At 72.4% G+C, this 11,954-nt stretch carries 10 protein-coding genes; 4 read left to right on the top strand and 6 right to left on the bottom strand.

The window, feature by feature from the left end; genetic code table 11:
• The first annotated feature begins 144 nt into the window (after nucleotides 1-144).
• Complete coding sequence (locus ACIO3O_RS24645; RefSeq protein WP_401749280.1) at nucleotides 145-519, top strand: tetratricopeptide repeat protein; 375 nt, start codon at nucleotides 145-147, stop codon at nucleotides 517-519.
• A gap of 47 nt (nucleotides 520-566) precedes the next feature.
• On the opposite strand, the gene ACIO3O_RS24640 is transcribed toward ACIO3O_RS24645, so the two are convergent.
• Both ACIO3O_RS24640 and ACIO3O_RS24635 read right to left on the bottom strand, forming a co-directional pair.
• On the bottom strand, nucleotides 567-1,724 hold the full coding sequence (locus ACIO3O_RS24640) for a methyltransferase (protein WP_401749278.1): 1,158 nt from the start codon (nucleotides 1,722-1,724) through the stop codon (nucleotides 567-569).
• 76 nt (nucleotides 1,725-1,800) lie between these two features.
• Complete coding sequence (locus ACIO3O_RS24635) at nucleotides 1,801-3,297, bottom strand: MFS transporter (protein ID WP_401749276.1); 1,497 nt, start codon at nucleotides 3,295-3,297, stop codon at nucleotides 1,801-1,803.
• 129 nt (nucleotides 3,298-3,426) lie between these two features.
• On the opposite strand from ACIO3O_RS24635, the gene ACIO3O_RS24630 reads away from it, so the two are divergent.
• The 3 genes from ACIO3O_RS24630 (at nucleotide 3,427) to ACIO3O_RS24620 (ending at nucleotide 6,428) form a co-directional block, all read left to right on the top strand.
• The gene (locus ACIO3O_RS24630; RefSeq protein WP_401749274.1) at nucleotides 3,427-4,413 is read left to right on the top strand and encodes an Lrp/AsnC family transcriptional regulator; all 987 of its coding nucleotides are present in this window, start codon (nucleotides 3,427-3,429) and stop codon (nucleotides 4,411-4,413) included.
• 163 nt (nucleotides 4,414-4,576) lie between these two features.
• Nucleotides 4,577-5,944 (top strand): purine-cytosine permease family protein, encoded by a 1,368-nt coding sequence (locus tag ACIO3O_RS24625; protein WP_401749272.1) that lies wholly within the window; start codon nucleotides 4,577-4,579, stop codon nucleotides 5,942-5,944.
• 34 nt (nucleotides 5,945-5,978) lie between these two features.
• A complete protein-coding gene (locus tag ACIO3O_RS24620) occupies nucleotides 5,979-6,428 on the top strand; it encodes a nucleoside deaminase (protein WP_401749270.1) in 450 nt (149 codons plus the stop codon).
• A 125-nt stretch (nucleotides 6,429-6,553) separates the two neighbouring features.
• On the opposite strand, the gene ACIO3O_RS24615 is transcribed toward ACIO3O_RS24620, so the two are convergent.
• From ACIO3O_RS24615 to tdh, 4 genes are all read right to left on the bottom strand, one after another.
• The gene (locus ACIO3O_RS24615) at nucleotides 6,554-8,446 is read right to left on the bottom strand and encodes an ABC transporter ATP-binding protein (RefSeq protein ID WP_401749268.1); all 1,893 of its coding nucleotides are present in this window, start codon (nucleotides 8,444-8,446) and stop codon (nucleotides 6,554-6,556) included.
• Between the two features lie 204 nt (nucleotides 8,447-8,650).
• Nucleotides 8,651-9,565 carry a LysR family transcriptional regulator gene (locus tag ACIO3O_RS24610; protein ID WP_401749266.1) on the bottom strand — a complete coding sequence of 305 codons (915 nt, stop codon included), beginning with the start codon at nucleotides 9,563-9,565 and terminating at the stop codon, nucleotides 8,651-8,653.
• A complete protein-coding gene (locus tag ACIO3O_RS24605) occupies nucleotides 9,562-10,755 on the bottom strand; it encodes a glycine C-acetyltransferase (RefSeq protein ID WP_401749264.1) in 1,194 nt (397 codons plus the stop codon). The genes ACIO3O_RS24610 and ACIO3O_RS24605 overlap by 4 nt, the downstream gene beginning before the upstream one ends.
• Nucleotides 10,756-10,846: 91 nt before the next feature.
• The gene (tdh, locus tag ACIO3O_RS24600; RefSeq protein ID WP_401749262.1) at nucleotides 10,847-11,875 is read right to left on the bottom strand and encodes an L-threonine 3-dehydrogenase; all 1,029 of its coding nucleotides are present in this window, start codon (nucleotides 11,873-11,875) and stop codon (nucleotides 10,847-10,849) included.
• Nucleotides 11,876-11,954 lie beyond the last annotated feature (79 nt).

Below are 11,954 nucleotides of genomic sequence, written 5' to 3'. Positions count from 1 at the left end.
GCCCGTCCGGGGGGACCGTACGGGTGCCCCGCGCACCCGTAGTGGAATGTTCAACCAACCGTGTGTGTTGGGGGGAGTGAACGGCACACACCCGGTGACCCGGCCCCGCGGGGACGGCGTCGCCCGAAGGAAGAAAGGCCCCACGTGAACGTGCAGGTGAACCTCAACGACGCGTACTACCAGCAGGGCACCGAGGCCGAGCGCTGGGACCGTGCGCAGCTGTTCTTCGACGCGAAGGAGTACGACAAGGCGGCGCGCGTGCTGCGCTCCCTGGTCGACGAGGCCCCGGAGCTGACCTCGCCGCGGCTGCTGCTGGCCCGTGCGTACTACCACTCCGCCCAGCTCGGCAAGGCCGAGACGGAGCTGCGGGCGGTGCTCGACGGCTGCCCGGTCGAGCACTACGCGCAGCTGATGCTGGGGCGCACCCTGGAGCGCCAGGGGCGGCACGAGGAGGCCGGGCCGTACCTGCGGACGGCAGCCGCCCTGTCGGGCGACTTCGACGCGCTGGAGAAGGTCTGACCCGGGTCCTGCTGCTGGGGAAGGCCTGACCCGGGTGCTGCGCGCCGTCAGTTCTTGACGGCGCGCAGCACCACGAACTTCGGGTCGCTCGCGACGACCTCGCAGTTCCCGAAGAGGCGGCGCAGCCGCACGTGGTAGCCGAGGTGCCGGTTGCCCACCACCCACAGTTCTCCGCCGGGGCGCAGCACCTCGCGCGCCCCGGCGAACATGCGCCGGGCCGTGGCGTCGGTGGTCGCCTGGTGGGAGTGGAACGGCGGGTTGTTCAGCACCAGGTCGACCGAATCGGCGGGGATGCCCGCGGTGCCGTCGCCGACGGCGAACTCGGCCTTGCCGCCCTCGGGCACGTTCGCCCGGTACGTCGCCTCCGCCGAGGCCACCGCCTGGTACGACTCGTCGACGAACAGCACCTCGGCCCCGGGGCGGGCCAGCGCGGCGGCCGTGCCGACGACCCCGTTGCCGCAGCCGAGGTCCAGAATGCGCGCCGGGTCCGTGCCCGGGGGCAGGTGCTGGAGGAAGAACCGGGTGCCGATGTCGAGGCGCTCGGCGCAGAAGATTCCGGCGTGGTTGGTGACGGTGATCCCGGAGCCGGCGCCCGCGTCGCCGTCCAGGGTGTACGTCAGCGGCCACGGGTCGGTGGTGCGTTCGGGGGTCGCGCTGGGCGTGCAGAAGATCAGGCGGGCCTTCTTCTCCGCGAGGGAGGTGCGGGTGGGGCCGATGATCCGCTCGAAGAGGCGCAGCGTGGAGGTGTGGATCTCCTTGACCATGCCGGTGCCGATGACGACGGTGCCCTCGTGGATGCCGGGGGCGAGCCGGTGCAGCTGGTCCTCCAGGAGCGCCAGGCTCTTGGGCACCCGGACGAGCAGGACGTCGATCCGCTCGGGCGGGGTGTCCCGGGTCGACAGCAGGCGCAGGGAGTCCGGGTCCGCGCCGTTGCGCGCGAGGTTCGCGCGGGTCGCTTCGTGGCCGAGGTGGGAGTCGGTGATCTGTACGGGGTGGTGCGCGGCCAGTGCGGTGACGAGCGCGCCCCACCGGTCGCCCAGGACGACGACACTGCCGGTCAGATCCGTGGGCGGGACGTCGTCGGAGCCCGCCAGATGCCGCAGGAGGTATTCGTCGGCGGCGTCCCACGCGCGCAGCGTGTCGCGGGGGTCCTCGGGGAAGCGGGCGAGTGCGGACACGCCCCAGGGCGTCGTCAAACGATTCATTGTGGGTTCAGGCTAACCCCCTGCGCCGGACGCGGGGTCGCCTCCCCCGTCCGGCGGCGTCCTCCTTCGCAGCAGGTCAGCCCGTATGCACGGGAGCCCGTACCGGATCCGGCCCCGGCCGGGTGGCTGCGGCGGGCCGCAGGAACACCAGCACCGCGACTCCGGCCAGCACGCCCGCCGCCCCCGCAACGAGGGCCGCCCCGTCGAGTCCGGAGGCGAAGGCGGCGTACAGCGCCTCGTCGGGGACACGGCCGCGCAGGGCGGCGGCTCCGCCTCCGGCGAGGACGTGCGCGGCCTCCTGTGCGTCCGCGGTCGCCCCGTGCAGGGAGTCCGTCATGCGGGCGGTGAGCACGGTGCCGAAGACGGCGACGCCGAGCGCGTAGCCGAGTTGGCGGAAGGTGTTGACCGCGCCGCCCGCCATTCCGGCGTTGCGCGGCGGCACGGAGGCCAGTGCGGCTCCCGCCAGTGCCGGTGACACCAGACCGACGCCGATGCCGGTGACCACGAACCCCGGCACCAGGACGCCCCACCCGGAGTTCGCGTCCAGCACCCCTTGCGCCAGGGTGCCGCCGCCGATGAGCACCAGTCCGCCGCCGATCACCAGGCGCGGCGACACCCCGTGCAGCAGCCGTCCGCCGACCGCCGCCACCAGGAACGACGCCACCGCGAGCGGCAGCACCACGAGCCCGCCGCGCACCGGGCTCAGCCCCAGCAGCGTCTGCAGCCAGATCGAGGTGTACGGCAGCACGCCGAAGGCCGCCGCGTTGAACGCCAGCGCCGCCAGCATCACCACGGCGAAGGAGGGCCTGCGCAGCAGTCGCAGGTCGAGCAGCGGGTGCGCGGCACGCCGCTCGACGACCACGAAGACGGCCAGCGCGAGGGCCGCGACGGCGAGCGTCGCCAGGGTCGGCGCGGACGCCCAGCCCTCGGCGTCCGCCCGGACGACGGCGAAGGTGAGTGCTCCGGCGAACAGCGCGAAGGCGACCGTGCCCGCCAGGTCGACGCGCCGCCCGCCCTGTGCCTTCGACTCGGGCACCGAGCGCAGCGTCATCACGATCGCGAGCGCGCTCACCGGAAGGTTGACGAAGAAGATCCACCGCCAGTCCAGGGCCTGGGTGAGCACCCCGCCGAGCACCGGGCCTATCGCGGCGGCCGCGCCGCTGACCGCGCCCCACACGCCGAGCGCGACGGAGCGGTCCTTGCCCTGGTAGGCACTGCCGAGCAGGGAAAGCGTGGTCGCGAACATCGCCGCACCGCCCACCCCTTGCAGGCCGCGCATCGCGATCAGCAGGGCCGGGCTCGACGCCAGTCCGCAGGCGAGCGAGGCCAGCGCGAAGACGGCGGTCCCGGCCGCGTACATCCGGCGCCGGCCCGTGACGTCGGCCGCCGCGCCCGCGCCGAGCAGCAGCGCGGCGAGGGCCAGGGCGTAGATGTCGATGACCCACTGGAGCTCGGAGAGCGAGGCACCGAGCGAGCCCGCCATGTCGGGCAGCGCGACGATCACGATCGTCACGTCGAGCAGCAGCATGAAGGTGCCCAGACAGACCGCCACGAGCGGCCCCCATTTACGCATGATCACAGTTCCTTCCGGTACGACGCCGGACAGGTCGACCGGCTTCCCGTACGATCGGCCCCGGACGCCGGGATCTCCTACCCAGCACTCCAGCGACGGCGGAAACCGACACTCAGGGGTACTTGGACGATGGAATCCCACGGATTCGACGAGCTGGACCGGCAGCTGCTGCACGCCCTGGAGGTCGACGCCCGCGCCTCGTTCAGCCGGATCGCGTCCGTTCTCAGGGTCTCCGACCAGACGGTCGCCCGCCGCTTCAGGCGGCTGTGCACGGAGGGGCAGGTGCGGGTGGTGGGCGTCCGCGACCACGTCGTGCACGGCCAGGAGTCGTGGATGCTGCGGCTGCGCTGCACGCCGGACTCCTCCGACACCATCGCCCGCGCGCTGGCCCGCCGCTCCGACACCGCCTGGATCGCGCTGACCTCCGGGGGCACCGAGATCGGCTGCATGACCCGGGCCCGCACCCGGGGCGAGCACGAGGAACTGCTGCTCGGCAAGCTGCCGCGCACGCCCCGCATCGTCGAGATCCGCGCGTACCAACTGCTGCACCGCTTCTACGGCGGCCCCGAGGGCTGGCTGCGCAAGAGCGACGCGCTCGCGCCCGACCAGGCCGAGGCGCTGCGTCCGCGGTACGAGGCGGACGGCAGCGCCCGCATCACGCCGGACGACGAACCCCTGGTCGCCGCCCTGGAGCGGGACGGCCGGGCCACCTTCGCGGAGCTCCAGAAGGCGACGGGACGCTCGGAGTCCGCGCTGCGGCGGCGGCTGGACGCGTTGCAGGCGTCGGGGGCGCTCTTCGTCGACGTGCAGTTCGACTCGGAGCGCATCGGGCACACCAGCGCCGCCCTGTTGTGGATCACCGCGGCACCGTCCGCGCTGGCCACGGTCGGGGCCGCCCTGGCGACGCATCCCGAGGTGGCCTTCGCGAGCGCCGCCGCCGGACCGTGCAACGTCCTGGCCGTGGTCCTGAACCGGGACACCGAGGCCCTCTACACGTACCTCAGCGAGAAGATCGGCCGCCTGGAGGGGGTGCAGCACGTGGAGTGCACGCCCGTGCTGCGCCGGGTCAAGCAGCTGACGTACGAGGAGGGGAAGGGCGGCCGGGGGCTGTCCTGACCGGCACGAGGGGAACGGCCAGGGTCTTCGAAGGAAGCGGAAGATCACATTCCACCTCCAAGGCCCCAGGTCAGCCGCACCGCACCGGGTGCCGCACACTAGTACGGGCCCGCCCGTGTGCGCGCGGCCCGCTCCCTTGGCCCCTCGCACCCCCCAAAGGCTCATGTCCACTTCTCCCAGCGCGGCGCCCGTCATCGCCGTCGAGGCGCACGGCGCCGAACCCGTCCCCCGTGAACAGCGTCACGGCAACCCCCGTCAGCTGCTGTGGACCTGGGCGTCGCCGCAGGTGGGCTTCGCGACGCTCTACATCGGTGTGCTGTCGGTCGTCGCCTTCGGGCTGAGCTTCTGGCAGGCGGTCGCCGCGCTGGTGCTCGGCGCGGGCCTCGGCTCGCTGGCGCACGGGGTGCTCTCGGCGGACGGCCCGCGCTTCGGCGTCCCGCAGATGGTGCTCGGCCGGCTGTCGTTCGGATACCGCGGGAACGCGGTGCCCTCGGGCGTCAACGCGGCGGTCGCCGGCATCGGCTGGTTCGCCGTCAACAGCGTCGGCGGCGCGTTCGCGCTGAACTCGCTGACCGGCCTGCCGCCGCTGCCGAGCCTGCTGATCCTGGTGGTCCTGGAGATCGTCATCGGGTACGTCGGCCACGACCTGGTGCACCGCTTCGAGCGGTACGCCTTCCCGGTGCTGGCGGGCGTCTTCCTGCTGGCGGGCGTCTGGATCTTCCAGGGAGCGAACCTGGGCTCCTCGTCCGGGCACGGCGGCGGCCTCGGCGGCTTCCTGCTGGCCTTCAGCGCCTGCTTCGGCTTCACGGCGGGCTGGAACCCCTGTGCCTCCGACTACTCGCGCTACCTGCCCGCCGAGACGCCGGTGCGCCGCACACGGCTGTACTCCGGGCTCGGGCTGTTCGTGTCGATCGCGGTGGTGTCCGTGATCGGCGCCGCCTCCGGTACGGTCCTGGCGCCCGCCGGGGCCACGCCCACGGGCGCGTTCACCGCGCAGCTCCCGGGCTGGCTCGCGAACCTCACCCTGGTGGCGATCATCCTGGGCGCGATGGCCGCGAGCACCCTCAACGTCTACTCGGCCGCCGTGTCGATCTCGTCCCTGTCGCTGCGTCTGCCGCGCTGGATGGGGCGCGCCACGCTGGTCGCCCTCGTCGGTGCGGTCGGCACCGTCGCGGGCTGGCTGTCGCTGGCCGACGCCGGTGCGGCCTTCGAGCACTTCCTGCTGGTCATCGCGTACTGGATCGCCCCGTGGCTGGGCGTCGTCCTGGCCGAGCAGTGGCTGCGCGGCAGCACCCCGGACCGTGAGCTGATGCGCCGGATGCAGGACACCTCGTACCGCGAGCGAGCCGGGCTGATCGCCCTGCTGGTGGGCTTCGCGGTGTCGGTGCCGCTGTTCTCGAACCAGACGGTGTACGTCGGCTGGGTGCCCGCCACCTGGCCCGCCGTCGGTGACCTGACCTGCCTGGTGGGCTTCGTGGTGGGGGCGGTGCTGTACGCGGCACTGCGCCGCCGCGACACTCGCCGGCCGTAACCACCACCCCGTACAGAGCGCTAGGAGAAGCACCATGGACGACAACCAGGCCCGTCAGTGGCTGGCGACCGCCGTCGAGGAGGCCAAGGCCGGTCTCGCCGAGGGCGGCATCCCGATCGGCGCCGCCCTCTACGGCGCGGACGGCACGCTCCTCGGCCGGGGCCACAACCTCCGGGTGCAGGACGGCGACCCGTCGATGCACGCGGAGACCTCCGCCTTCCGCAACGCCGGGCGGCAGCGCTCGTACCGGGGCACCACGATGGTGACGACCCTGTCGCCGTGCTGGTACTGCTCGGGCCTGGTGCGCCAGTTCGGCATCTCGCGAGTGATCGTGGGCGAGTCGGAGACCTTCCACGGCGGGCACGACTGGCTGGCCGAGCACGGCGTGGAGATCATCAAGCTGGACGACCCGGAGTGCGTGCAGATGATGAAGGACTTCATCGCGGCGAAGCCGGAGCTGTGGAACGAGGACATCGGCGAGTAGCACCGGCGCCGGAGGGGCGGGAGAGGCACTGTCGTGCCGCTCCCGCCCCTTTGTGTTGCGCCCTGCGCCCGAACGGCACCGGCCCGTCCGGGCGATGCCGCAGGCCGCGTCGGCCGGGTGCCTGCTCAGTGGACCGGGTCCGTCGCCTCCTCGGTGCGGGGGCGCTCGAACTGGGTGCGGTGGAGCTGCTCGTAGCGGCCGCCGGCGGCGAGCAGTTCGGTGTGGGTGCCGCGTTCGACGATCCTGCCGTCCTCCACGACGAGGATCTGGTCGGCGGCCCGCACGGTGGACAGCCGGTGCGCGATGACCACGGCGGTCCGCCCGTCCAGGGCCTCGGCGAGGGCCTCCTGCACGGCCGCCTCGGACGTGGAGTCCAGGTGGGCGGTGGCCTCGTCGAGGATGACGACGCGCTGCTGGGCGAGGAGCAGGCGGGCGATGGTGAGGCGCTGGCGCTCGCCGCCGGAGAGCCGGTAGCCGCGCTCCCCCACCACGGTGTCCAGGCCGTCCGGCAGGGAGGCGACGAGCCCGTCGAGGCGGGAGCGGCGCAGGGCGTCCCAGATGTCGTCCTCGGTGGCCTCGGGGCGGGCCAGCAGGAGGTTGGCGCGGACGGACTCGTGGAAGAGGTGGCCGTCCTGGGTGACCATGCCGAGCGTGCCGCGCAGGGAGTCGGCGCTCAGGTCGCGGACGTCGACGCCGCCGATGCGCACGGTGCCCGCGTCCGCGTCGTACAGCCGGGGCAGCAGTTGCGCGATGGTGGACTTGCCCGCTCCGGAGGAGCCGACGAGGGCGATCATCTGGCCGGGTTCGGCGCGGAAGGAGACGTCGTGCAGGACGTCGGTGCCGCCCCGGTTGTCGAGGACGGCGACGTCTTCGAGGGAGGCGAGGGAGACCTTGTCGGCGGACGGGTAGCCGAAGGTGACGTTGTCGAACTCGACCGAGACCGGCCCTTCGGGGACCTTCCGGGCGTCCGGCTTCTCGGCGATCAGCGGCTTCAGGTCGAGGATCTCGAAGACCCGCTCGAAGCTGACCAGCGCGCTCATCACCTCGACGCGGGCCCCGGCCAGGGCGGTCAGCGGGGCGTACAGCCGGGTCAGCAGCAGCGCCAGGGCGACGACGGCGCCCGGGTCGAGGCTGCCGCGCAGGGCGTAGAAGCCGCCGAGCCCGTAGACGAGGGCCAGCGCGAGGGCGGAGACGAGGGTGAGGGCGGTGATGAAGGTGGACTGCACCATGGCGGTGCGCACCCCGATGTCCCGCACCCGCCGGGCGCGGGCGGCGAACTCGGCGGACTCGTCGGCGGGCCGCCCGAAGAGCTTGATGAGGGTCGCGCCGGGGGCGGAGAAGCGCTCGGTCATCTGCGTGCCCATGGTGGCGTTGTGCCCGGCGGCCTCGCGCTGGAGCCTGGCCATCCGGGAGCCCATCCGGCGGGCGGGCACGACGAACACCGGGAGCAGGACCAGCGCCAACAGCGTGATCTGCCAGGAGATGCTGAGCATCACCGCGAGGGTGAGCAGCAGGGTGACCAGGTTGGAGACGACGCCGGAGAGGGTGTTGGAGAAGGCCCGCTGGGCGCCGATGACGTCGTTGTTCAACCGGCTCACCAGCGCGCCCGTGCGGGTGCGGGTGAAGAAGGCGACCGGCATCCGCTGCACGTGGTCGAAGACCGCCGTACGGAGGTCGAGGATCAGCCCCTCGCCCAGGGTCGAGGACAGCCAGCGCGTCGCGAGGGCGAGTCCGGCCTCGGCGACGGCGATCACGGCGATGAGCAGGGCGAGCCGGGTGACGGTCCCGGTCTGGTTGCCCTTGACGATGGCGTCCACGACCCGCCCGGCGAGCACCGGGGTGGCGACCGCGAGCAGGGCGGTGATCACGCTGAGCACCAGGAACTGGATGATCTTCGTCCGGTGGGGTGCGGCGAATGCGGTGATGCGGCGCAGCGTGGCCTTGGAGAAGGGACGTTTGTCCTGCTCCGCGGTCATGACGCTGTGCATCGATGTCCAGGCGGTGACTTCCATGTCCACGGGGTGCCTCCGGCGTGCGTGGGTCCGACGTTCTTCCCGTCCCGTCGGCCGTGGCGGCTGGGGAACACGATGAACGCTAAAACCTCAACCGGACTTGCGGTCAACCGATTCCCTGAACACAACCCGAACGAGTGTGCCCATCAAGGGAATTGACCCTTCCGCTGCACAGGAGCACCACCGGGAACACCGTCGGGCAGTGGCCCGTCACCCCGTCGCGAGCCCCGCCGCCGAAGCCACCAGGGCGTCCAGCACCGGCCGGATCAACGGGTGCTCGTCGGCCCCTCGCCGTACGGCGGCGAACACCCGGCGGGTCGCCGCAGGCCCCGCGACGGGACGTACGACAGCGTCCTTCAGCTCCATCCCCAGCAGGGCGGAACGCGGCACGAGCGCGACACCGGCACCGGCGCCCGCGAGCGCCACGACGGCACGGAAGTCGTCGGAGGAGTGCTTCAGGCGCGGCTGGAAACCGGCCAGCTCGCAGGCCAGCAGCACCATGTCGTGGCAGGGGTTGCCCGGGTAGGGCCCGATCCAGTCGCTGTCGGCGAGCCGGGCGAGCGCCACCTCCGGGTGCGCGCACAGGGGGTGCGCGGCGGGCAGCACCGCGTCGAACGGTTCGGCGTACAGGGGCACCCGCGCCAGCCTGCGGTCGTCCTCGCGGGGCGCTCCCCGGTAGTCCACGGCGACCGCCACGTCCGCCTTGCCGCCCAGCACCAGCGGGAGGCTCTCGTCGCCCTCGGCGTCCCAGACCCGCATGGTGATGCCGGGGTGCAGGGCGTGCAGGCGGCCCACGGCGGGGGCGACGACCTCGGCGATGCCGGTGGCGAAGGAGACCACGGTGACCTCGCCCGCGACGCCGCCCGCGTAGTCGGCGAGTTCGGCCTCGGCGCGCTCCAGCTGGGCGAGGACGGCGTGGGTGTGGGCGAGCAGGATCTCGCCCGCCGCCGTCAGCTCCACCCCCTTGCCGCTGCGGATCAGCAGGGTGTGCCCGGTCTCCTGCTCCAGCGCGTTGAGCTGCTGGGACACGGCGGAGGGGGTCAGGTACAGCGCGGAGGCCGCGGCGGTCACCGTACGGTGGTCCGCCACGGCCCTCAGAATGCGGAGCCGTCTGGGGTCGATCACCCAGCCAGTGTCGCCCGAGCGTCGACGAATGCCGCAATCGCCCTCTCGACGTCCTCGGTGGAGTGCGCGGCCGACAGCTGGACGCGGATGCGCGCCTTGTCCATCGGCACCACCGGGTACGAGAAGCCGATCACGTACACCCCGCGCTCCAGGAGCAGCTCCGCCATGCGGCCCGCCTCGGCGGCGTCGCCGATCATGACGGGGGCGATGGCGTGGTCGCCGGGGAGGATGTCGAATCCGGCCTCGGTCATCTTCGTACGGAACAGCTTGGTGTTCGCGGCGAGCTTCTCGCGCAGGTCACCGGCGGACTCCAGCAGGTCGAGGACCTTGAGGGAGGCGGCGGCGATGACCGGGGCGAGGGAGTTGGAGAAGAGGTACGGGCGCGAGCGCTGGCGCAGCAGGGCGACGATCTCGGCGCGGGCCGCGACGTAGCCGCCGGACGCGCCGCCGAGGGCCTTGCCGAGGGTGCCGGTGATGATGTCGACGCGGTCCATCACGCCGTGCAGCTCGGGGGTGCCGCGACCGCCCGTGCCGACGAAGCCGACCGCGTGCGAGTCGTCGACCATGACCATGGCGTTGTACTGGTCGGCCAGGTCGCAGATCTCGGCGAGCGGGGCGACGTAGCCGTCCATGGAGAAGACGCCGTCGGTGACGATGAGGCGGCGGCGGGCGTCCTGGGTGTCCTGGAGCTGCTTCTCCAGGTCGGCCAGGTCGCGGTTGGCGTAGCGGTGGCGGCGGGCCTTGGAGAGGCGGATGCCGTCGATGATGCTGGCGTGGTTGAGGGCGTCGGAGATGACGGCGTCCTCGGGGCCGAGGAGGGTCTCGAAGACGCCGCCGTTGGCGTCGAAGCAGGAGGAGTAGAGGATCGTGTCCTCCTGGCCCAGGAAGGACGAGAGGCGGGCCTCCAGCTCCTTGTGGATCTCCTGGGTGCCGCAGATGAAGCGCACGGACGCCATGCCGTAGCCCCAGCGGTCCAGGGCGTCCTTGGCGGCGGCGACGACCTCGGGGTGGTCGGCGAGGCCGAGGTAGTTGTTGGCGCAGAAGTTGAGGACGTCCGCCTGCGAGCCGTCGGCGGTGACCCCGACGGTGGCGCTCTGCGGGCTGGAGATGACGCGCTCGGGCTTGAAGAGGCCCGCCTCGCGGATCTCGTCGAGGGTGGCGCGGAGTTCGTCACGGACGGACGCGTACATGAGGGGTGGGCTCCCTAGGGGTTCGGGGTGTCGGGCGGGACGGGGCGAGCTGCGGGGACGCGGCCCGGCCGGGGCGGACCGGGCCCCCGGCTCACTGTTCCCAGTTGAGGATGATCTTGCCGCTCTTCGCGGTCGCCGCCTCGTCGAAGGCCGCCTCGAAGTCCTGGTAGCCATACGAACCGGTGATGACGGGGCTCAGGTCCAGGCCGCCCTCGATCAGGACCGTCATCGCGTACCAGGTCTCGTACATCTCACGCCCGTAGATGCCCTTGACCGTGATCATCGAGGTGACGATCTTCGCCCAGTCGACGGCGAACTCCTCGGCGGGCAGGCCCAGCATGGCGATGCGGCCGCCGTGCGTCATGTTGTCGACCATGTCGCGCATGGCCTCGGGGCGGCCGGACATCTCCAGGCCGATGTCGAAGCCCTCCTTGAGGCCCAGCTTGTGCTGTGCCTCGGCGATGGACGACTCGGCGACGTTGACGGCCAGCGTCGCGCCGACCTTGCGGGCGAGCTCCAGGCGCGGCTCGCTGACGTCGGTGATGACGACGCTGCGCGCGCCCGCGTGCTTGGCGACGGCGGCGGCCATGATGCCGATCGGGCCCGCACCGGTGATCAGGACGTCCTCGCCGACCAGCGGGAAGGACAGCGCGGTGTGCACGGCGTTGCCGAACGGGTCGAAGATCGCCGCGACGTCGAGGTCCACCTTCGTACGGTGCACCCACACGTTGGAGGCGGGCAGCGCGACGTACTCGGCGAAGGCGCCGTCCACGCCGACGCCGAGGCCGACGGTGGCCCGGCACAGGTGGCGGCGGCCGGCCAGGCAGTTGCGGCACTTGCCGCACACCAGGTGGCCCTCGCCGCTGACGATGTCGCCCACCTTGATGTCCGCGACGTCCGCACCGACGTGCGCGACCTCGCCGACGAACTCGTGGCCCAGCACGCGGGGCGTGGTCACGGCCTGCTGCGCCCAGCCGTCCCAGTTGCGGATGTGCAGGTCGGTGCCGCAGATGCCGGTGCGCAGCACCTTGATGAGCACGTCGCCGGAACCGGTCTCGGGCTCGGGGACGTCCATGAGCCACAGCCCGGGCTCGGCCTTGTGCTTGACGAGTGCTCGCATGGCTGTGGCTCCTGGAGGTAGTACGTGACGGCGGCGCGCGGACGGCGCCGTTCCATGGCGATGCGCCACGGAATGTCCA

The organism is Streptomyces sp. NPDC087440 (assembly GCF_044744005.1).
GTDB lineage: Bacteria > Actinomycetota > Actinomycetes > Streptomycetales > Streptomycetaceae > Streptomyces.
Note: the sequence above shows the minus strand (reverse complement) of the source record. Positions and strands in the feature narration are given on the sequence as shown.